This is a genomic window from Myxococcaceae bacterium JPH2, assembly GCA_016458225.1.
GTDB lineage: Bacteria > Myxococcota > Myxococcia > Myxococcales > Myxococcaceae > Citreicoccus.
Genome location: JAEMGR010000009.1, coordinates 276255 through 295855 on the forward strand (window position 1 = coordinate 276255; position 19601 = coordinate 295855).

A 19601-nucleotide genomic window follows, 5' to 3' on the forward strand; every position below is an offset into this window, starting at 1 on the left:
CGGGCCCTCTTTCGCAGCCAGTCACTTCCGGAGCCCAAGCGCGATGCACAAGGAGCCCATCATCGGCATCGACCTCGGCACGACGAACTCGTGCGCGGCGATCGTCGAGGACAGCGGGAACGTCAAGCTGATCCCTTACAAGGGCGGCGAGTACACCATCCCCTCCATCTTCGCCATCGATGACAAGGGCAACGAGCTCATCGGCTACGAGGCCAAGCGTCAATGGCAGCTCAACCCGCGCAACACCGTCTACGGTGCCAAGCGGCTGGTGGGGCGGCCCTTCCAGAGCGACGTCGTCGATACGATGAAGAAGGTCGTGGCGTACAACATGCGCCCCGGCAAGAAGAACGACGTCACCCTGGACGTGGGCAAGAAGGAGTTCACCCTCCAGGAAGTCAGCGCGAAGATCCTCGGGAAGATTCGCGAGGTCGCGTCCAACTACCTGAAGATGCCGATCAAGCGGGCCGTGGTGACGGTGCCCGCGTACTTCAACGATCGGCAGCGCCAGTCGGTGAAGGACGCCGGCAAGCTCATCGACCTGGACGTCGTGCGCATCATCAACGAGCCCACCGCGGCGGCGCTCGCGTACGGCGTGGGCAAGGGGCTCAAGGAAAAGGTCATCATCTATGACCTGGGCGGCGGCACCTTCGACGTCTCCATCATCGAGATCCGCGATCGCGTCTTCGAGGTGAAGGCCACCGGCGGCGATGTCTTCCTGGGTGGCATCGACTTCGACAACGCCATCATCCACCACGTCCTGAAGGACTTCGCGGCCAAGACGGGCATCGACCTGGCCACGGACCCGGTGGCCATGCAGCGCATCAAGGACCTGGCCGAGCGCACGAAGATCGACCTGTCCGCGCGCGAGGAAGTCCCCTTCAACATCCCCTTCATCACGATGACGGCGCAGGGCCAGCCGCTGAACATCGAGATGAAGTTCACCCGGAAGATGTTGGAGCAGCTCACCAACCACCTCGTGGACCGCACCCTCCAGATGGTGGCGCGGGTGTTGGTGGACTCGGGGCTGTCCACCAAGGACGTGGACGAGGTGATGTTGGTGGGCGGGCAGACGCGCATGCCCGTGGTGCAGGACCGCCTGACCAAGTTCTTCGGCAAGCCGCCCAGCAAGGGCGTCCACCCGGACGAGGCCGTGGCCATCGGCGCCGCGCTCTACGCGCACTCGCTCCAGGACGACACCAACCTGCGCATCCAATTGTTGGATGTGATTCCCATGGCCATCGGCCTGGAGAAGGCGGGCGGCGCCTTCCACACCGTCTTCCCGCGCAACGCGCCCATCCCCAACGCCAAGCAGCTCCTGGCGACGACGAGCATGGACAACCAGACGGAGCTGGCCATGCGCATCTTCCAGGGCGACCACGAGCAGGTGGCGCGCAACGACCTGCTCGGCGAGTTCACCTTCTCTGGCATCCAGCAGGCCCGCGCGGGCGGCGTGCAGGTGGAGATCACCTTCGACGTCAACGTGGAGGGCATCCTCACCATGAAGGCGCGCGACCCGAGCACGGGCCGCGAGATGCGCACCACCGTGCGCGTGACGCAGAGCTGAGCGCGCCTGCGTCTCCGGACGTAGGAAGGCCCCTCGTCCCAGCGGCTGGGAGAGGGGCCTTCGTGCATCCACCGAGTGGCGGAGGCCACCGACCTAGGCGGTCTTCTTTTCCTTCTCCAACACGAGCTGCGGAGGCTCGTGCTTGGTGATGACCTGCTCGGTGATCTTGCACTCCTTGACGCCCTCTCGGAACGGCACGTCGTACATGATCTCCAGCATGGCGTCCTCCATGATGGCGCGCAGGCCGCGCGCTCCGGAGTGACGGCGCATCGCCTCGCGGGCGATGGCGCGCAGGGCCTCCTTGGTGAAGGTCAGCTTCACCTTCTCCATCTCGAACATCTTCTGGTACTGCTTCACCAGCGCGTTCTTCGGCGTCATGAGGATGGTGACGAGGTCATCCTCCTTGAGGTCGTTGAGCGTGGCGATGACCGGCAGACGGCCGATGAACTCGGGGATCATCCCGAACTTCATCAAGTCCTCCGGCTCCGACAGCGCCAGCAGCTCGCCCACGCTGCGCTCCTCGCGGTGGGTGATGCGCGCGCCGAAGCCGAGCCCCTTCTCACCCACGCGGCGCTTGATGATGCCGTCGATGCCGTGGAACGCGCCGCCGCAGATGAACAGGATGTTCGTCGTGTCGACCTGCACGTACTCCTGCTGGTTGTACTTCTTGCCGCCGCGCGGGGTGACGTTGGCGCGCGTGCCCTCGATGATCTTCAAGAGCGCCTGCTGCACGCCCTCGCCGCCCACGTCGCGGGTGGCGCTGGGCATGTCGCCCTTGCGCGCGATCTTGTCGATCTCGTCGATGTAGACGATGCCGCGCGCCGCCTTCTCCACGTCGTAGTCCGCGCTATGGAGGAGGTTCTGGATGATGTTCTCGACGTCCTCACCCACGTAGCCGGCCTCGGTGAGGCTGGTGGCATCCGCGATGGTGAACGGGACGTTGAGGAAGCGCGCCAGGGACTGGGCCAGCAGCGTCTTGCCGCTGCCCGTGGGGCCGATGAGCAGGATGTTGCTCTTGCTCAGCTCCACGTCCTCGCCCGTCGGACTCTTGACGCCCGGGCGCGGCCGGCTGGCCGGCTTCTTCTGGTAGATGCGCTTGTAGTGGTTGTACACCGCGACCGCGAGGACCTTCTTCGCCTGATCCTGGCCAATGACGTAGTCGTCAAGGAAGGCCTTGATCTCAGCGGGCGTGGGCAGACTGACCTGCGGCTTGCCCTCCTCGCGCTCGTTCTCATCCGCGATGATGTCGTTGCAGAGCTTGATGCACTCGTCGCAGATGTAGACCGTAGGCCCTGCAATCAGCTTGCGGACCTCGCGCTGCGACTTGCCGCAGAACGAGCAGGACAGGTTGACGTGGTGCTCCTTCTTCACTGCCGCCTCCGAGTTCGCCGACCCCGGGTTCCCCGGAGCCTACTCCACCGACCACCGCGCCCCTCGCCCCAGGCCGCCCACGTCTCGAACAGCCCGCGAGCCCGCTCACACGGGCTCTGAACCCACTATAGGGCCCTCCCCCCCGGGCAGGAAGCCCAGCGGTGCCACCCCGCCGCCGAGCGTTCAGCCGCGGTCAACGGGGTTCGCGTTCGATAACAGCGCCTCAGGCGTCCGTCACGCCCGAGGCGAGGTCCTCGACGTCATCCGCCAGGGCGGCCGCTCGCTCGGCAACAGCGTTCGGCACCCGACGGCACCCCGCCAGCTCACTGGCCAGCTTGCGCGCCATCTGCGCCAGCTTGCGAACCTGCGCGCTCTCGGGCGGCGGCTCGGGGGGCGGGCGAGGGAACCGCTCGGTGAACTCCTTCTTCAGCTCGGTGGGAGACTTCTCCGGGCTCCAGATGCTGTCGCGCAGCGACTTGTACTCGGTGGGCGACAGCTGACCGCGCTCCTCGGCATCGGCGAGCACCTCGATGACCTCGAACGCGGGAGCCTTCTGGGGGAACTCCTGCTGCTCCAGCTCCTCGGCGGGCTCGTGCTTGGCCAGGAAGCTGAACGAGCGCGTCAGCTTGAGCGCCGTCTGCTTCTTGATGTGGAGTTCCTTGAGGCAGTAGGCCTCGAAGGTGGGGTAGCCCCACTCCTCGAACTGGGCGCCATCCCGGACCTGCACGAGCAGCTTGCCCAGCTCGGCCCAGGTGGACTTGAAGCGCTTGGCGGCCTGCAGCACGGTGTGCCGGAACGTCCCCGGGGGGATGCTCAAGGCCTTCTTGGCGATTTCGACTTCAGCGACGGATGCGGCGGACATACCTCCGGTATCGACTACGTCCGTCAGCTGGGCAAGAAAGTGGCCCTACCCGCGCTTGCCGATGTTGAACGACAGGCCCACCGTCGCGCGCTCCCCTTCGTAGGCCTTGAAGGGCCACTTCTTCAGCTCGGTGAAGAGGCACTCGAAGAGTGGCCCCTGCTTGAACTGGGGGTTGTCCACCCAGAGCTTGTTGACGTGGCCGTCGTTGCCGATGACGAACTCGAGCGGGATGCGAGCGGCCAGGCCCGGGCTGCGCTCGGCCTCTTCCTTGAAGCACCGGAAGAGCGTGGACTTGTTGCCGGCCACCACGCGGTTGATGGCCGCTTGATCGAACTGCTGTCCCATCTCCAGGCCGTCTGGATCCGTGCCGACGCTGCCCGTGCGCGGCGGCTTGCGCTCCTCGGCGCGGGCCACGGCGGTGGGCTTGGCGGCCCCTCCTCCGGGATTGGTCGGCATGGGCCGGGTCTCGGAGGACTTGTCGGGGCGCCGCGAGTCCCCCGTGGGGTACGCGAGCAGCTCCTCGTCGTCGCGGCGCGACTGCGCGAGCTTGATGGTGGGCGGCTCCATGGTGATGCCCTCGAAGGCATCGTCCTCGCCGAACCAGCCGTGCACCGCGGCATTGCGCGCGAGCATCAGCCCCACGCCGCCCAGCAGCAGCGCCACCACCGCAGCGGCGCCCCCCAGCACGAGCATGCGCTTGCGCGTCTTCTGCGCCTCCACGGCCATGGCCGCGGCCACGCGGGCTTGCGCCTCGAAGCGCGCCACATGCACTTGGAAGGCGGCGACCTCGCTCATCCGCAGGAAGTGCCGCTCACCCGCGGGCGCCACCGGGCTGTCCGGCGCCAGCTCGCCGGCATACAGCTTCTCGATGATCTGCGCGGAGCCCACCGGCCCCAGCACCAGGTCTCCCTGTCGGAAGAGCCACAGCCCGTCATCCACGTCCGTCGCCAGCTCTTGTCCAGCCACCATTCGCGCGGGAGTATCGTGCGTCTGCCCACACGCTCGCAACGCCGTGCCCACTTCCTCTCCTCGACGAATTCCCGCAGCACTGTGGATCTGGTACCGCGGCGGAAACTTCCGCGGCTTCCAGCGCCAGGTGGAAGGCCCCACCATCCAGGACAGCGTGGAGGCGGCGCTGCGCGAGGCCGGAGTGCCCGCGGGGGTCATGCCCTCGGGGCGCACGGACCGGGGCGTGCACGCGCGCATGCAGGTGCTGAGCCTCCGCCTACCGGAAGAGCCGTCCCTGGAGGAGATGCTCGGACGCGTCGCGCGGCACCTGCCTCCGGATCTCGGCTTCTGCGTGGCGAGGCGCCCTGCGCCCTCCTTCCATGCGCAGTGGGTGGCGAGCGGGAAGTCGTACCGCTACCGCCTCCAGTTGGAGGGAGCTGTCTCCGAGGCGTGGCGCCCCTACGCGCTCGATGTCGCCCACGAGCCACTGCTGGCCTCGCGCGAGGTGCGTCCCGAGCGGCTGGCGGAGCTGCTGGGCCACGCCACGGGCACCCGCGACTTCATCGCGTTCCATGAGAAGTCCAGCCCGCGCAAGCCTCGGCGACTGGAGTCCGCCACGCTGCACGCGATGGGCTCGGGCCTCTACGAGGTGCGGCTCGAGGGCGAAGGCTTCGCGCGCTACCAGGTGAGATACCTGGTGGGGAGCGCCCTGAAGGTGGCCGCGGGGCTCCTTCCCGAGGAGCACTGGCACGCGGCGCTGGAGGCGGCCACTCCCCTGGAGGGGCTCAAGGCGCCCGCGCAGGGACTGGTGTTGTGGGAGGTGCACTACCCTTCCCAGGTGGATCCCTTCACGCCGGGAGAGCGCCTCCACCCTCCCGGACTGCCTGGCACTCCCCCATTTGGGAACGAAGCGCCGGGCTGAGCCGCTCGACTCAGTCGACGACGCGCTCTTCGTACTTCGACAGCAGGTCCGAGATGGCCTCGCGCAGGTACTCGCTCTGCCGGATCCGCGTGGCGCGCGACAGCTCCTTCAGCGCGTCGAGCTTCTCTCGGTTGAGGCGGAAGACCACTGAGGTGAGGCGGGGATTCATGTCCAAGTGCGCAACCTCCTACAGATGCGCACACCATCTCACAGGCTTGGGTGATCGCAAGAAAATCACTGTGAGCCCACCGGGAACATCCACTGCACCCCGGTGAAGGCCTCGACGTCGCCCCGCAGGCCGGATCCGAACCCGAACGTGAAGCCGAGTCCGCCGAACAGCGCGAGCTGATCCGAGATCAGGTGCCGCACGCCCAACCCTATGCGAGGGCCCACCCACGGCCCAGAAAACGGCCGCACGGTCACCCCGAGATCCACGAAGGTCTGCCAGGACTCCTCGCCGAAGACGCTCCGGTAGCCGCCCACCAGCGACACCTCCTCGCCTGGGGCGCCCGTGCTGCCGCGCGCCAGGAGGAAGACCTCGTCATGGGCGTACCCCACCGAGACGCTCGCCCCGAGATCCAACTGCGCGGCCAGCCCGGACACCGCCGTGTTCCCGCTGATCCGCTCCGTGTAGGTGGCCCCAGGCCCCGCGAACAGCGACAGCGTGCGGTGGTGTTCGTAGGGCTGGATGAACTCGGCGCCGAGGATCAGCGGGACGAGTCCGGCGAACATCAGCCGACCACCGGGAGCGCGAACGCCTCGGTCCGGCCCTGCCCCGCCGCGGGAGCCACCCCGGCGGCCTCGTTCATCCGGCCTGAGCGGAACGGCTCCAGATCCAGCGCCACGAACTTGAAGCCCAGCGCCTTGAGCGCGGCGTTCACCCGGTTCCGCATGTCCGCGGCGAGGAAGCGCTCGTACTCCTCGGCGGCCAGCTCCACGCGGGCCACGTCCTGGTGGTAGCGGACCCGGAACTGGCGGAAGCCCAGCGCGCGCAGCTCGGACTCCGCCCCGGCGATCTGCAGGAGCCGGTCGCGCGTCACCGACGTGCCGTACGGGATGCGCGAGGCGAGGCACGCCATCTGCGGCTTGTCCCAGGTCGGCAGGCCCATCGCGTGGCTCCACGCGCGGATCTCCTCCTTCGTCAGGCCCGCGAGCGCCAGGGGCGACACCACCCGGTGCTCCTTCGCGGCCTTGTGCCCCGGCCGGTGATCCTTGAAGTCATCCGCGTTGAAGCCGTCCAGCACGACCGCGAGATCCAGCTCGCTCCGCTTCGCCTCGCAGAGGTCGTACAGCTCCGTCTTGCAGAAGTAGCACCGGTTCGTGGGGTTGGCCGCGTAGCTGGGGTTCGCCAACTCGTTGCTCGACACCACCACGTGGCGGGCGCCCAGGCGAGCCGCCAGATCCCTCGCCTCCTTCTCCTCCTCTGGCGCCACCGAGGCGGACAGCGCCGTCAGCGCCAGGGCCCGGTCTCCGAGCACCTCCACCGCCACCTTGAGGACGAAGGTCGAGTCGACTCCGCCCGAGAACGCCACCAGCGCGCTGCCCTGGGCGCGGAGCGCTTCGCGCATCGCCTCCAGCTTGGGACGGGACGACTCACACAGGGCTTGGATCCGCTCGGGGCTCAGCATGGGGGGACTCCTAAAACGGAAGGGCCCCGGATTGCACGCGCATCGCGCATGCAACCTGGAGCCCTTGGACAGCGCAGGTGAACGACAGGCGACGCTAGCGCGCCTTGCGCTTCGCCGCTGCCTTCTTCGGGGCTGGGGCCGGCTTGGCCACACGCGCGGCGCGGGTCGCGGGACGGGCCTTCGCGCCCTTGTCCGCCTTCGGGGCCTTGGCCGCCGGCTTGGCCGCGATGATGGGCGCCGGCTCATCCCCGCGGCGAGCCTTCTTGGGCAGCGGGTTGGCCTTCATCTTCTTGCCCGTGATCGTCTTCAGTTCGTCCGTGCTCATGTAGCCGAGGTCGAGAAGCGCCTGGAAGATCTTGGCGGCGCCGTCCTCCACCGACTCGGTGTCCGAGTGGATGGTGACCTCGGGCGAGTTGGGCGGCTCGTACGGCTCGGTGATGCCGATGAAGTTGGGGATCTCCCCCGCCAGGGCCTTCTTGTAGCGGCCAGTGCTGTCCCGCTCGATGAGCTTCTCGGTGGGGCAGTCGACGTAGACCTCGACGTACCGGCCGATCGCCCGGCGGTTCTCCTCGCGGCCCACCTTGTACGGGCTGACGCAGGGCACCAGCGCCGCGACCCCGTTGCGGGTCAGCAGATTCGCCACGAAGCCCAGGCGCTTCACCACCACGGAACGCTCTTCCTTGGTGTCACCGAGCCCCGCCCAGAGCGACTCGGAGAGTTCTCCCTCGTCGAGGATCTCCACGTTGCGACCGACCTGGCGCAACCGAGCCGCGATGTACGCCGCGGTGGTGCTCTTCCCGGTTCCGGACATGCCGGTCAACCAAAGCGTGAAACCAGTGTTGGGGGCCATAAGGGTTCAAACTCCCTGCGTCCGGAGCGCTTCTTGCACATGGCGTGGGACGCGGCAGATCCAGTAGACGAGCGCTTTATAGACGAAAACCCGGTGACTTGACAATCCACACGCACCTTTCCGCAGGTGGGGGTGACGGGCAGGCAAGTGCCTGCCCTTACACGGGTTTTTCAATCCTGAAATCGGCCAGGGACAGCGAAACACGCAGGAAATCCTCGGATTCCCAAGCAAAAAGCGACAGGTGCGTGACACAGCCGCCATGTATGGCCACGACAAGGTGGGACACGCCCGGAAGCAAAGGGGTTCCTGAAGGAGCGGCGCGTTCCCGGTCCTCGACGGAGAAATGCGCGGGGGCATTCACGTGGGAATGGAAGACGCACGCGACGCGCTCCGCACACGCGTCCGCCCCTCGGCAGACCTGGAGCCACTCGCTCAAGTCGAACTCGAAGTGGGTGCGGGGCGTGGGCGACGCGTTGCGAAGCGGCCGCACCCGCCACGTCTCCGGAGCCTCGCCCTGGAGGATCACGCCGCACCCCTCCGCGGGCCATGCGGACTGCAGGTGACGGACGACCTCCGCGATCACCGCGCGTGGAGGGACTCGAGTGTCCGGCGCCAGGGCTGGGGCCATCCGCACGCCTCCGGGGTGCTAGGGACTCTGGGTCTCCCGACTGGCGCATCGCGCGCAGCGCCTTGGTTCCAGCTCCGACACTTCTCCGGGCGCCGCGAGCCAGCGCCCCCCGAGCGGCTCACTCATCCCGAGCCGCAGCCGCTGGAACACCAGCGCGCCTAGTGCGCCCAGGGCCACGCCCAAGGCACCGTCGGGGGGCGGCGTGAGGTGACGGACGGTCTCGCCGAAGCACCACACGCAGCCCTCGGGCCCTCGGAACACCACGGCGGCTCGCGCGCCGTCGCCGCCCAGCGCGACCCATGGGGCAGCGCCGCTCCAGGCCGCCGGCAGCTCCGCGATCAGCCCACCGCCCGCGCCGTCTCCCACCGCGTCCGGATTCACTTCGGGCAGCGCTCGGGCCAAGACCTCCGTGGCGGGCCGCCCCACATCCTCCGCCGACGCCAGGAAGCCAGGAGCCCACGGCCCCAGGGGCAGCGAGCCCACGCCCGCGACCGGAGTGCCGCCGCCCGCCAGGTACGCCGCCGCCGTGAGCCCCGAGGCCCCCACGCCATCCAGGCGAGCGCGCTCGGCCAGCAAGGCTTCCTGGCCGCGCCCGCCGACCTCGCGCAGGAGAATCTGCCGCGAGTAGCGCAGGATCTGATCCTCTCGCAACGTCATGACGCCCTCACCCGCCTGCCATCGCCGGCACGAGCGTGAGCCGGTCCGAGTCCGCCACGGGCGTGTCCAGCGACTGCATGAACCGGATGTCCTCCTCGTTGAGGAAGACGTTCACATAGCGCCGCATCGCGCCGCGCTCGTCGAGCACCCGCGCCCCGAGCCCGGGATAGCGCGCGTCCAGTTCGCGCAGCACCTCGCGCACCGTGGCCCCGGGGGCGAGCACCTCGGCCTGGTTGCGCGTCAGCGCGCGCATGGGCGTGGGAATCCGAACGGTCGCCATGACTCACCTTCCCTGCTTGCGCAGCACCAGCACGTGCGTCCCGTCCCCGCGAGGCGTCAGGGACACCACCTCGTGCCCCTCGTCCCGCGCGTTGCGAGGCACGTTCTTCAGGGGCTCGTCGCCCCGGAGCAGGACCTCCAGCAGCGCGCCGGCTCCGAGCGATTCCAGCTTCAGCTTGGTGCGCACGTAGGTCATCGGGCACACCTCGCGCGTGATGTCCAACGTCGCCATCACCGGGGACATGCCGCCTCCTCGCGCTCGTCCGGCGAAGGAGGCACGGACGTGACCTGGCACCCGGGACACTCCGGCGCCCGCTCCACCCGGACCGTGCGGCCCAGCAGGCGCACGCCATCCAGGACATGCAGCGTCGCCTCCCCGCGCGGCGTCCTCCCCACCCCGGCCAGCAACTCCAGGGCGAGCAGGGCCTGCGCGGCGCCGACCAGTCCCGCCAGCGAACCCAGCACGCCAGCCTGCGCGCAGGTGGGCACCGCGTCTGGCGGAGGGGGCGCCTCGTAGAGGCACCGCAGGCACGGGCCGCCTGGATCCACGCGCATCGCCTGGCCCTGCATGCGCAGCACGCCGCCGTAGACGAGGGGCACGCCCGTCAGCACCGCCACGTCCGAGAGAAAGAACTTGGTCGCCACCCCATCCGTGCCGTCGATGACGAGGTCGTGCGCGCGGAAGAGGGCCTCGGCGCTGTTCGCGTCCACGCGCTCGACGAGGGCCTCGGTGCTCAGGCTCGGGAAGGCCCGCTGGAGTCCCGCCGCGGCGGACTCGGCCTTGGGCCGCCCCACGTCCGAGGCGCGGTGCCAGAGCTGGCGATGCAGGTTCGTCACGTCGACCCGGTCCGGATCCACCAGCGTCAGATGCCCGACACCCGCCTGGGCCAATGCCAGCGAGGCGGGGCACCCCAGACCTCCCGCGCCGATCAGCAGGACCCGCGCGCGCTCAATGCGACTGGCTTGGGGGATGCGGGGGTGGTGATCGGTATCGTGGCCGTGCATCGGACTGCTGCTCCGCGAGGGCCGAGCGAATAAGGTGCGTGGGCCCCTCGTCCCGACCCGTGACGGGGCAAGCCTCGGATTCCCACCGCCGCCTCGGCGGCCCTCACCAGCCAGGACATATGAGAAACCTGACCGGCGCGCTCGTGTTTTCCACCACCCTGCTGCTCGCTGTCGGCTGCCACAAGAACACCGGCGAGAGCCCCGACGCCGCCACCGACGTAGGCGCAAGCCGCGAGGCGCTCCATGGCGGCAAGGACGCCGCCTCCCCGGACGCCACCCAGGCGGGCTCGGGCTCCAGCGCGGTGGAGAGCTGCGTGGATCGCTGGCTGACGGCCCATGACCTGGACCGCTTCGGCAGCCCGTCCGGCACTATGTACACCGGGGGAACTCCCCTGTTCGACGAGCGCACGGGCGAGTCCCGCGACCGTCTGACCTTCGTCTTCGAGCGCCAGCCCGAGGCCAAGAAGGCCTGCGCGTCCGGCGACGCCGGGAAGTAGCCCCCTCCCCTTTTGAGCGTCGGCGCGGCGGGCCCGGGATTCCCGAGGCCCGCTGGCTCCCGTAAGCTCCAGGCCGAATGGAACCCGAACTCGCCCTGGGCGAGGAGAACCCGGCCAATGACCTGCGCGCCCGCGTGCGCGAGGTGCTGGACCGGCGCAAGCTCACCGACAGCGTCTCCGCCGAGCAGGCCGCGGCCTCCTGGGAACAGGACCGCTTCGTGGCGAGGGCCCGCGCGCTCTTCTACGCGCGAATGATGTTCCTCACCCTGGGCCTGCTCATCCTCGCCGTGCCCGCGTGGAGCGGATACTTCGACCTGACCGGCCCCCTGTCCTTCGTGGGCTACTTCACGATGCTGCTCTACAGCGTCGCGAACCTGCTCGTCATCGACCACCCACGCGCCGGCCGCTGGGTGACGTACCTCACGCTCTGCTTCGACCTGGTCATCACGGTCGTGCTCATCGCCAAACCCCAGGTCGGCGGCGGCTTGCAGAGTCCCCTCCTGGCGACCCAGCTCCTCTTCACCACGCTGTTCGCCATCCTCTTCCCCAAGCCGCTGGCCATCCTGCCGCCCCTGTTGGCGCTGCCCATCACCACCCGGCTGGATCTGCTGCTCAACCGCTCCGTGACGGCCGTGGAGCTGCTCACGCTCCTCTGGTACCTCGCGCTCAACTTCATCATCGTCTACGTGCTCGTGTACCTGAACGAGCGCGAGGCCACCGCGCACCGCGAGGTCGTCTCGCTCCAAGGGGACCTCAAGGAGCTGGCGGTCGTCGAGGAGCGCAACCGGCTGGCGCGCGAGATTCACGACGGCCTGGGCGCGTCGCTCTCGTCGATGATCATCCAGGCCGAGTACATCCTGAACCTCGCGGGTGACGAGGGCATGCGCTCGGAGATTCGCGAGCTGAAGGCCACCGCCGAGGAGTCCATCGAGGAGCTGCGCCGCAACCTGCGGATGATGCGCGAGGACTTCGAGCTGGACCAAGGCCTGGGCGACTACGTCACCACGTTCACCGAGCGCACCGGCCTGGACATCCGCTTCGAGCGCACGGGCGCGACGCGCAAGCTGCCCCCCGACGCGCAGCTCGCGCTCTTCCGCATCCTCCAGGAGTGCCTCTCCAACGCCGTGAAGCACGCCGAGGCCCGCAAGGTGCTGGTGCGGTTGGACTTCGGCGAAGCGCGCGTGGACCTCATCGTCCGCGATGACGGCAAGGGCTTCGACCCGAGCCGCACGCCGCGCGGACACTACGGATTGTTGAACATGCGCGAGCGAGCCATGAAGCTCGGCGGCTCGCTCATCGTGGACTCGGCCCCGGGCGCTGGTGCGCAGGTGGCCTTCTCTCTGCCCTGCACCCTCGACTGAAAGACGGAGTTCCCGTGGACGCCCCCCAGACGCCCGCCCCTGCACCGCCCATCCGCGTCTTCGTGGTCGAGGATCAGACGAAGATCCTCAAGAACCAGCTCCGCCTCTTCGAGGGCCACCCGGAGCTGGACATCATCGGCACCGCGTTGTCCGGTGAGGCCGCGCTGGAGGATGTCCCCCGCCTGCAGCCGGATGTCCTGCTGCTCGACCTGGGACTGCCGCGCATGAGCGGCATCGACGTGACGCGGGAGGTGAAGGCTCGCTTCCCGCACATCGAGATCCTCATCTTCACCATCTTCGACGAGGAGGACAAAGTCCTCGAGGCAGTGAAGGCGGGGGCCTCGGGCTACCTGCTGAAGGGCTCGCCGGTGGACAAGATCATCGAGGCCATCAAGGAGGTGCGCGCCGGAGGCACCGTCATCCAGCCCAGCCTCGCGCGCCGCCTGCTGCGTCACTTCCGCGTGGATCCGGACGCCAGCCCCGTGCCCACCGAGCCCGGAGCCGCGCCCACCGTCGCCAGCGAGCCGCCCGCGGGAGCCCCGGCCTCCGACAACGGAGCCCCCTCGGACGTCGAGCCGCCGCTCAAGCCCCTGTCGGACCGCGAGCGGGAGATCCTCCAGCTCATCGCCAAGGGGGTCTCCAACAGCGAGGCCGCGCGGCTGCTCAGCCTGTCCAAGGCGACCATCCGCACTCACCTGGAGCACATCTACCGCAAGCTCGAGGTCACCAACCGCGTGGAGGCGGTCACCGAGGGCATCCGCAAGGGCCTCATCTCCGTGTAGCGCGCGACGCCTGGTGGCCCGGGGCCGTCCCCCGGGACACCGCCATGGAGTTTCTCGCTTCCCACGCTGCCCGGGACGTGGGAGGCGTGGGGGCGTGAGCGCCCCGTTCGAGTCCCTTGGCCTGTCCCCTGAATCCCTCGGCGCGGTGAAGCGTGCGCGCTACCACACGCCCACGCCCATCCAGGCCCAGGCCATTCCGCCCGCGCTCGCCGGCCGCGACGTCATCGGCTGCGCGGCCACTGGCACCGGCAAGACGGCCGCGTATCTGCTGCCGCTCGCGGAGCGACTCGCTGGGGCTCGCAATACGCTCGGCCTCGTGCTGGCCCCCACCCGCGAGCTGGCCCAGCAGGTGGCCGAAGAGGCGCGCTTCTTCGGTGAGCCCCGAGGTGTCACGCACGCCCTCATCGTGGGCGGCGAGGACATGAATGCCCAGGTCGAGGCCCTGCGCGCCAAGCCCATCCTCATCATCGCGACGCCGGGTCGGCTCGTGGACCTGCTGCGCGTGCGCGCCGTCAACCTCTCCCACGTGAGGGCGCTCGTGCTGGATGAGGCGGACCGGATGCTCGACATGGGCTTCCTGCCGCAGATCAACGAGCTGCTCGGCGCGCTCCACCGCGAGCGACAGACGCTGTTGTTCTCCGCCACGCTCGGCGCGGACGTCACCCGCTTCGCGCAGCAGCACATGCACAAGCCCGTGCGCGTGGAGGTGACTCGGAGCGGCACGCCCGCGCCCCTCGCCGCCCAGGCCCTCTACACGCTGGAGCCCGAGGAGAAGCTCCCCCTGCTCATCTCGCTGCTCGCCGAGGATCAGTTGAGCGCGCTCGTCTTCGTGCGCACGCAGATGCGCGCGGACAAGGTGCGCGAGGGGCTGGCCCGCGCCGGCATCAAGTCCGCGGCGCTCCACGCGGGCCGCACCCAGGCCCAGCGCAAGCAGGCGCTGGAGGGCTTCCGCCGAGGGCAGTACCGCGCGCTCGTCGCCACGGACATCGCCGCGCGCGGCCTGGACGTGGATGACATTGGCCACGTCATCAGCATGGACGTGCCGCACGCGCCCGAGGACTACGTCCACCGCATCGGGCGAACCGCTCGCGCTGGCGCCAGTGGCAAGGCCTCGATGTTCGCCACCCCGCGCGACGCGCATGGGGTGCGGGACATCGAGCGCATCATCCGGCAGGCCATCCCCCGCGCCGACGTGCCCCGGGAGGACCCCATCTTCGTGGCGGAGCTGGCCCAGTACCACGCGCGGCAGCGAGACCCGGGCCCGCCGCAGGCGTCCCATGGGGTCTCCAACCGGCCCCAGAACCAGGAGCCCGGGCGCCATGCGCGTTCCCATCGCAAGGGCGGCCCGGGCACTCCTCACGGGCGCTGAGCGCCCGCCCCATCAGTCGTGGCCGTGCCCGTCCTCACCGTGGGCATGGCCGTGCTCCAGCTCCTCGGCCGTCGCGGCGCGCACGCCCTTGACCGTGACCTCGAAGTGCAGCGTCTTGCCCGCGAGCGGGTGGTTGAAGTCCACCAGCACCGAGTCCTTGCGAACCTCCTTCACCAGGAAGTCCACTTCGTCCCCGTCCGGGTCCGTGGCGCTCAGCACGCCGCCCGCCTGAATCTCCAGGTCCTCGGGGAACTCGGAGCGCGGAACCTCCTCGACGCCCTCGGGATCGTAGTCGCCGTAGCCCTCGTCGGGACCGACGACAACTTTCAGGGACTCTCCAGCCTGCTTCCCCTCCAGAACCTTCTCCAGACCCGGGACGATCTCCTCGTAGCCCTGGAGGTACTCGAGCGGCTCACCCGGCTCGCTCTCGTCCACCACGTTTCCGTCTCCCAGGTGCATCCGATACTCGATGGAGACAACACAGTCCTTGGCGATTTTCATGCGGCCCTCATAGCGCAAGACGCCCACGCACGCTCGAATGATGCGCGGCGCTGTTCGAAACGTGGCCTCACCAACGGATGCGCAGGTCGAAGCCCGCCGAGTCCTCGCGCTCCAGCGTCACCCGAGGCTGGGCCGCTCCCGCCTTGCGCAGTGCTTCCTCGCACGTACCCGCCGCGCTCTCGGCGGGGAACGGGTACGCGCGGAACTCCACCCGCCAGTCCTGCGGCCCCAACGGCTCCGAGCGGATGTTGACCGGCTCGAACACCGAGCGAAAGCTCAGGGCCACGCGCTTCATCGCGCGCTCCGGGCCCGCCACCGACAACGCCACGCCCACCACCTTGCCCACCAGGGTGTCGAAGTAGCTCCGGACCAGGTCCCGCCCCATCTGCCGGAGCGCCTCGTTCCGGGGACGCCCCGCATACGACACGCTCAGCACCACCTCCTGGCAGGCGAGGAACACCGAGGCCGGGTAGCTGGCGCGGGGACGGTCCACGTCGTAGCCCGCCTCGTTCAATCGGGACTTCATGAGCGCATCGACCCGCGTGCTGCGCACCAGGGCCTCGAAGAGCGTGGACTGGACGATGACTTCACTCGGCATGCCGCGAACCTAGGGAAACAGGAATCCCTTGGGCAAGCCTCACATTGCAGGCGCGGCGGCCAGTGGACAGGGCCCTCTCCCCAGATGCGCGGGATTGCTCCTATGCTTTCGCCGGGAGTTTTTGGAGGACACATGGTGATTTCGGATCCGGCGGGGTTGTTGGAGCGCATCCCCGAGCTGCGAGAGTTGTGCGAGGACGAGCGCATCCGCCGAGCGGTGGAGGGTGGAGATCCCTTCAAAGTCTATCGCGCCCTGCGCTGGGCGAAGTGGCTGGGGAAGCTGCGCTCCCATCGCGACACGATCAATGCCTTGCTCGACCGCCGTCGCCTGTTCGCGAAGCCTTTGAGCGGCACGCCCTCGCTGTTCACCATGAATGGCTTTGGCACCAGCTTCGTGGGTGACTCGGACAAGGATGACAGCGATGGGACCTCCATCGCGGTGCACGCGCTGGTGTTCTTCTTCATCATCCCGCTCCTCCCGCTGGGCGCCTATGTCGTGCGCAGCAATGACTCGGGCGGATTCCGAGGCCGCTCCTGGAGCATCTTCGCGCGCGTTCCACTCGGGACGCTGTCGTGGCTGTACTCGCGGACCGTGGCGCTGGGCGTCATCGCGCTCGTGGCGATGGGCGCGTTCAAGGCCCTGCACGACTCGCGCTACCAGGACGTGTATGTCTTCAATGCCTTCAACGAGCCCCTTTCCGTCACGCTCGGAGGTGTGACGGCGGAGATCCCCGAGCACACCAAGGCCAAGCTCACCGTGCGGACCGGGCACCAGGAAGGACGCGCGGCCAGCACGAAGGGCATCGAGGTGGACACCGTCGCGTTCGACATCCACTCGAACGTGGACCTGGTGGTCTGGAACATCGCGGGGGCGTTCCCCGTGTTCCGAGAGCGGGTCGAGTACCGAAAGGACTCGGGCAGCCCCACCGACAAGGAACCCGCCGAGGTCTACTGCGGCAAGAAGACCTTTGAGGTGGGAGACGTGGACGACCTGTTCCAGGACCCACCTTCGAGCGTCAGCATGTCGTCCTCGCAGGTCGTGGTGTACCGCACGTTCATCGGCGTGCCCCCATCCACGTCCGACACGCCGCCCCTCACGGCCTGCCGTAGCTGGCTCGTGAGCAAGGATCGGATGCAAGACACCCTGCCCTTCCTGGAGGCCCAAGCGCGGCTGGCGGGATGGGCCCTGGAGCCCGCGCTGGATGCCATCTCAGTGGCTGGCGTCGCCCAGCCCGCGGAGGGCTACCGGATGGCGAAGCTCGCCCTCGTCGCGAATCCGGACAGCGCTGACCTTCATCGCGCGTACCAGTGGACGGCGCGCGCCTTGGGCAAGGACGCGGAGCTCCAAGCGGAGTATCAGCAGCGTGCCCAGGCCGAGCCAGACTCGCCCCTCGCGCAATACCTCTCCGCGCGGTTGGTGAAGGCCCCTGCGGATCGCCCCATCATGGAGAAGCTGGCGGCGCGCTTCCCCTCGGACATCCAGATTGCCCGGTCCGTCCTCCACTCGCGCTGGGACAGCACCGACTGGGAAGGCACGCACCAGGCCTGGGAGCACCTGCGGAGCCTGGATGCAGAGAGCGCCAACGAGGTGCTGTCCGCCGAGGTGATGGCGCTCGCCGCGACTGGGCGCAAGAAGCAGGCGATCGCCATGGTCAACGACGCCTTCGAGGCCAGCAAGGACACCCACGAGCAGATGCGCATGGCGGAGCTGTATGGCCGGCTGACGAAGTCGGAGCGCCTGCAGCAGCCCGACAAGCTCATCCTGCGCCTCGAGGCGGAGACCAACGACGGAGCGAAGCTCTGGCCCCTGCGGGCCCGAGCGGGCTTGTCCTTGAGCGGTGCCCCCAGCACCGCGGACATCGATGTGGCGCGCATGATTGGCAAGGACCCCGAGAAGGCGCTCCAGCACATGGCGAAGCTGACGACCGCGAAGATGTTCTTGCTCGGCCCCGGCCCCTTGGCGCTCGCGTATGGCGAGTCCGCCCGCACGGGCGCCGAGCCCCTGGAGAAGACCCTGGGCACGGTGCTGCGTGCGCGAATCACGGAAGTCGCCACGCTGCGACGGTTCATGCTGGGCGAGGACGTTCCCATGGACACGCTGTCCGTGGAGCCGGAGGTGCGAGCCGCGGCGTGCGTCGTGCGCTCGCGCGCCAAGAACATCTCGAGCGCGGAGCGCAAGCAGCTCCTCGAACAGGCCCGGCACGATGACGTGCTCGAGGGGCCGGTGAGCGAGGCCGTGGCCACATGGGAGCTGTGAGTCCGCCGAGCACCACCCGCCGCGCGATGCTCACCGTGGCGCTCTGGGCGGGGTTCTGGGTCCTCGCCCTCGGGCTGGCGGGAGGGCTCGCGTCCATCCCGCTGATGCAGATGAACTATGGCCGGGGCCTGGACCTCGGAGGATTCCTCGCGGGGGTTGGCGCCCTGGTGGTGCTCTGGGCGCTGCGCCCCCGGGACTGGTACTGGGTCAAGGACTCGGCGAAGCAGCGCAGCGAACCGCTTGGACCCGAGGAGTTCCCTCAGTTGCACGCGCTGCTGAACGAAGTGGCGCGCAAGGTGGGCACGCGAGCCCCCGCTCGAGTGCTGCTATCTGACTCGGCCACGGCGTTCATCTTCATGGAGCGCAAGTGGATGAGCCTGAGGCGCGAGCCGGTGGTGGGCATTGGCCTGCCCCTGTTCGCCCTGCTGTCGCGCGATGAGCTGGCGGCGGTGCTCGCCCACGAGTACGGGCACCACGTGGGCGGCGACCTGCGATTGGGTCCGTGGGTGTATCGCACGCGTCTGGCCATCGGCTCGGCGGTGGAGTCGCTGGACGACTCGGCCTTCTTCCTCGACGTGCCCTTCCGCGCCTACGGCAAGCTCTTCCTGCGCGTGTCCGCTTCGGTGTCGCGTCAACAGGAACTGGCCGCGGACGCGCTGTCCTCGGCCACCTGTGGCTCCGCCTCCAGCGCGCGCGCGCTCCGCAAGGTGCATGCGTATGGCCCCGCGTGGCGCGTCTATCTGGACGAGGACGTCGTCCCGCTCATCGAGAAGAGCGTCCGCATGCCCGTGCTGGAGGGCTTCCGTCGCTTCCTCCAGGAGGCGCGGCGACGGGAGTCCACCGAGAAGGCCTTGGCGGAGGCAGAGCAGCAGGAGCCCTCGCCCTGGGACTCGCATCCGCCACTCGACGCGCGGCTGCAAGCCCTCGGCGCGAAGGGCAGCGCGGACATCCAACCGGGACCTGGATGCCTGGAGTTGCTCGGCGGAGAGCAGCAGGCAGAGGACGCGTGGTTCGCGCGCTTCACCCGAGGCGAGCTGCACACGATGCCCTGGGAAGACATCGCGCCGAAGGTCCTGTTGCCCCGCATGACGCGGCAGCTCGCGGAGACCTCGCTGAATCCCCGCGCCACACCGCCGGAGGCGCTCCCTCAGTTGCTCGCGGAAGGCGGCAAGCTGTGGGACCGCCTGCGCCCCACGGGCCTGGACTTGCTGTCCCCCGAGGCCAAGCGTCAGCGGGCGAAGGTGCTGCTCGGAGACTGGTTGGCTACGAGCCTGGAGCTGCGCGGCTTTCGCCCCGAGCTGCGGCCTGGCACACACCTGCGCTTCTTTCGCGAGAACGAGGAGGTGGAGCCACTGGACATGGTGGAGGGCGTCGCCACGGGCCAGTTTCCGGTGGATGACTATATGGCCTGGTGCCAGAGCCTGGGTCCGCCCAACCCCGAGGAGGAGAAGCCAGTCATTCCCACGGGTTGAGGGAATCGACGGGAAATTCGTGTTGGGTGGAAACAGAATCCGGCGTGAGTC

22 protein-coding genes are annotated in these 19601 nt (G+C 68.8%); 8 read left to right on the forward strand and 14 right to left on the reverse strand.

Annotation, left to right across the window (positions count from 1 at the left end):
- The first annotated feature begins 43 nt into the window (after positions 1-43).
- The gene (locus JGU66_16410) at positions 44-1564 is read left to right on the forward strand and encodes an Hsp70 family protein (GenBank protein ID MBJ6762354.1); all 1521 of its coding nucleotides are present in this window, start codon (positions 44-46) and stop codon (positions 1562-1564) included.
- 93 nt (positions 1565-1657) lie between these two features.
- Here the strand turns inward: JGU66_16410 and clpX are convergent, their stop codons facing one another.
- The 3 genes from clpX to JGU66_16425 all read right to left on the reverse strand — a co-directional run bounded on the left by clpX (position 1658) and on the right by JGU66_16425 (position 4766).
- A complete protein-coding gene (gene clpX, locus JGU66_16415; protein MBJ6762355.1) occupies positions 1658-2935 on the reverse strand; it encodes an ATP-dependent Clp protease ATP-binding subunit ClpX in 1278 nt (425 codons plus the stop codon).
- Between the two features lie 223 nt (positions 2936-3158).
- Complete coding sequence (locus tag JGU66_16420; protein ID MBJ6762356.1) at positions 3159-3797, reverse strand: hypothetical protein; 639 nt, start codon at positions 3795-3797, stop codon at positions 3159-3161.
- A gap of 45 nt (positions 3798-3842) precedes the next feature.
- The gene (locus JGU66_16425; protein ID MBJ6762357.1) at positions 3843-4766 is read right to left on the reverse strand and encodes an AgmX/PglI C-terminal domain-containing protein; all 924 of its coding nucleotides are present in this window, start codon (positions 4764-4766) and stop codon (positions 3843-3845) included.
- Between JGU66_16425 and JGU66_16430 the strand changes: the two genes are divergently transcribed.
- Entirely contained in the window at positions 4666-5667 is a 1002-nt protein-coding gene (locus tag JGU66_16430; GenBank protein MBJ6762358.1) for a tRNA pseudouridine(38-40) synthase TruA, read from the forward strand. The two genes, JGU66_16425 and JGU66_16430, sit on opposite strands and share 101 nt — an antisense overlap.
- A gap of 10 nt (positions 5668-5677) precedes the next feature.
- Here the strand turns inward: JGU66_16430 and JGU66_16435 are convergent, their stop codons facing one another.
- From JGU66_16435 to JGU66_16475, 9 genes are all read right to left on the reverse strand, one after another.
- Positions 5678-5842, reverse strand: coding sequence for a ribbon-helix-helix domain-containing protein (locus JGU66_16435; protein MBJ6762359.1), 165 nt, complete (start codon positions 5840-5842; stop codon positions 5678-5680).
- Between the two features lie 59 nt (positions 5843-5901).
- Positions 5902-6288, reverse strand: coding sequence for a hypothetical protein (locus tag JGU66_16440; GenBank protein ID MBJ6762360.1), 387 nt, complete (start codon positions 6286-6288; stop codon positions 5902-5904).
- 110 nt (positions 6289-6398) lie between these two features.
- Positions 6399-7295, reverse strand: coding sequence for an ATP-dependent sacrificial sulfur transferase LarE (gene larE, locus JGU66_16445; protein ID MBJ6762361.1), 897 nt, complete (start codon positions 7293-7295; stop codon positions 6399-6401).
- Positions 7296-7389: 94 nt separating this feature from the next.
- Complete coding sequence (cysC, locus tag JGU66_16450) at positions 7390-8145, reverse strand: adenylyl-sulfate kinase (protein MBJ6762362.1); 756 nt, start codon at positions 8143-8145, stop codon at positions 7390-7392.
- Between the two features lie 157 nt (positions 8146-8302).
- Entirely contained in the window at positions 8303-8773 is a 471-nt protein-coding gene (locus JGU66_16455; GenBank protein MBJ6762363.1) for a Mov34/MPN/PAD-1 family protein, read from the reverse strand.
- 18 nt (positions 8774-8791) lie between these two features.
- On the reverse strand, positions 8792-9430 hold the full coding sequence (locus JGU66_16460; GenBank protein ID MBJ6762364.1) for a ThiF family adenylyltransferase: 639 nt from the start codon (positions 9428-9430) through the stop codon (positions 8792-8794).
- A 7-nt stretch (positions 9431-9437) separates the two neighbouring features.
- Positions 9438-9710, reverse strand: coding sequence for a MoaD/ThiS family protein (locus tag JGU66_16465; protein MBJ6762365.1), 273 nt, complete (start codon positions 9708-9710; stop codon positions 9438-9440).
- A gap of 3 nt (positions 9711-9713) precedes the next feature.
- On the reverse strand, positions 9714-9953 hold the full coding sequence (locus tag JGU66_16470; protein MBJ6762366.1) for a sulfurtransferase TusA family protein: 240 nt from the start codon (positions 9951-9953) through the stop codon (positions 9714-9716).
- Positions 9941-10714 (reverse strand): HesA/MoeB/ThiF family protein, encoded by a 774-nt coding sequence (locus JGU66_16475; GenBank protein MBJ6762367.1) that lies wholly within the window; start codon positions 10712-10714, stop codon positions 9941-9943. Before JGU66_16475 ends, JGU66_16470 begins: the two co-directional genes overlap by 13 nt.
- 119 nt (positions 10715-10833) lie before the next feature.
- Here JGU66_16475 and JGU66_16480 point away from each other — a divergent pair, with 119 nt between their 5' ends.
- From JGU66_16480 to JGU66_16495, 4 genes are all read left to right on the forward strand, one after another.
- Positions 10834-11211 (forward strand): hypothetical protein, encoded by a 378-nt coding sequence (locus tag JGU66_16480; protein MBJ6762368.1) that lies wholly within the window; start codon positions 10834-10836, stop codon positions 11209-11211.
- Positions 11212-11288: 77 nt separating this feature from the next.
- Positions 11289-12572 (forward strand): sensor histidine kinase, encoded by a 1284-nt coding sequence (locus JGU66_16485; GenBank protein MBJ6762369.1) that lies wholly within the window; start codon positions 11289-11291, stop codon positions 12570-12572.
- Positions 12573-12586: 14 nt separating this feature from the next.
- On the forward strand, positions 12587-13354 hold the full coding sequence (locus tag JGU66_16490; GenBank protein MBJ6762370.1) for a response regulator transcription factor: 768 nt from the start codon (positions 12587-12589) through the stop codon (positions 13352-13354).
- 94 nt (positions 13355-13448) lie between these two features.
- On the forward strand, positions 13449-14723 hold the full coding sequence (locus JGU66_16495) for a DEAD/DEAH box helicase (GenBank protein MBJ6762371.1): 1275 nt from the start codon (positions 13449-13451) through the stop codon (positions 14721-14723).
- Between the two features lie 12 nt (positions 14724-14735).
- Here the strand turns inward: JGU66_16495 and JGU66_16500 are convergent, their stop codons facing one another.
- Together JGU66_16500 and JGU66_16505 are read right to left on the reverse strand one after the other, a co-directional pair.
- Complete coding sequence (locus JGU66_16500) at positions 14736-15224, reverse strand: peptidylprolyl isomerase (GenBank protein MBJ6762372.1); 489 nt, start codon at positions 15222-15224, stop codon at positions 14736-14738.
- A gap of 67 nt (positions 15225-15291) precedes the next feature.
- Positions 15292-15822, reverse strand: coding sequence for a DUF2378 family protein (locus tag JGU66_16505; protein ID MBJ6762373.1), 531 nt, complete (start codon positions 15820-15822; stop codon positions 15292-15294).
- Positions 15823-15954: 132 nt separating this feature from the next.
- Here JGU66_16505 and JGU66_16510 point away from each other — a divergent pair, with 132 nt between their 5' ends.
- Entirely contained in the window at positions 15955-18078 is a 2124-nt protein-coding gene (locus tag JGU66_16510) for a hypothetical protein (protein ID MBJ6762374.1), read from the forward strand.
- Positions 18066-19550, forward strand: a complete 1485-nt coding sequence (locus JGU66_16515; protein MBJ6762375.1) for a M48 family metalloprotease — start codon at positions 18066-18068, stop codon at positions 19548-19550. The genes JGU66_16510 and JGU66_16515 overlap by 13 nt, the downstream gene beginning before the upstream one ends.
- The last annotated feature ends 51 nt before the right edge of the window (positions 19551-19601 follow it).

Excerpts from the sequence above, each read along its gene's own strand:
- JGU66_16410 (MBJ6762354.1), top strand. The coding sequence starts at position 44 with ATGCACAAGGAGCCCATCATCGGCATCGACCTCGGCACGACGAACTCG.
- JGU66_16420 (MBJ6762356.1), bottom strand. The coding sequence starts at position 3,797 with ATGTCCGCCGCATCCGTCGCTGAAGTCGAAATCGCCAAGAAGGCCTTG.
- JGU66_16430 (MBJ6762358.1), top strand. The coding sequence starts at position 4,666 with ATGATCTGCGCGGAGCCCACCGGCCCCAGCACCAGGTCTCCCTGTCGG.
- JGU66_16425 (MBJ6762357.1), bottom strand. The coding sequence starts at position 4,766 with ATGGTGGCTGGACAAGAGCTGGCGACGGACGTGGATGACGGGCTGTGG.
- larE (MBJ6762361.1), bottom strand. The coding sequence starts at position 7,295 with ATGCTGAGCCCCGAGCGGATCCAAGCCCTGTGTGAGTCGTCCCGTCCC.
- cysC (MBJ6762362.1), bottom strand. The coding sequence starts at position 8,145 with ATGGCCCCCAACACTGGTTTCACGCTTTGGTTGACCGGCATGTCCGGA.
- JGU66_16455 (MBJ6762363.1), bottom strand. The coding sequence starts at position 8,773 with ATGGCCCCAGCCCTGGCGCCGGACACTCGAGTCCCTCCACGCGCGGTG.
- JGU66_16460 (MBJ6762364.1), bottom strand. The coding sequence starts at position 9,430 with ATGACGTTGCGAGAGGATCAGATCCTGCGCTACTCGCGGCAGATTCTC.
- JGU66_16465 (MBJ6762365.1), bottom strand. The coding sequence starts at position 9,710 with ATGGCGACCGTTCGGATTCCCACGCCCATGCGCGCGCTGACGCGCAAC.
- JGU66_16470 (MBJ6762366.1), bottom strand. The coding sequence starts at position 9,953 with ATGTCCCCGGTGATGGCGACGTTGGACATCACGCGCGAGGTGTGCCCG.
- JGU66_16475 (MBJ6762367.1), bottom strand. The coding sequence starts at position 10,714 with ATGCACGGCCACGATACCGATCACCACCCCCGCATCCCCCAAGCCAGT.
- JGU66_16480 (MBJ6762368.1), top strand. The coding sequence starts at position 10,834 with ATGAGAAACCTGACCGGCGCGCTCGTGTTTTCCACCACCCTGCTGCTC.
- JGU66_16485 (MBJ6762369.1), top strand. The coding sequence starts at position 11,289 with ATGGAACCCGAACTCGCCCTGGGCGAGGAGAACCCGGCCAATGACCTG.
- JGU66_16500 (MBJ6762372.1), bottom strand. The coding sequence starts at position 15,224 with ATGAAAATCGCCAAGGACTGTGTTGTCTCCATCGAGTATCGGATGCAC.
- JGU66_16505 (MBJ6762373.1), bottom strand. The coding sequence starts at position 15,822 with ATGCCGAGTGAAGTCATCGTCCAGTCCACGCTCTTCGAGGCCCTGGTG.
- JGU66_16510 (MBJ6762374.1), top strand. The coding sequence starts at position 15,955 with ATGGTGATTTCGGATCCGGCGGGGTTGTTGGAGCGCATCCCCGAGCTG.
- JGU66_16515 (MBJ6762375.1), top strand. The coding sequence starts at position 18,066 with ATGGGAGCTGTGAGTCCGCCGAGCACCACCCGCCGCGCGATGCTCACC.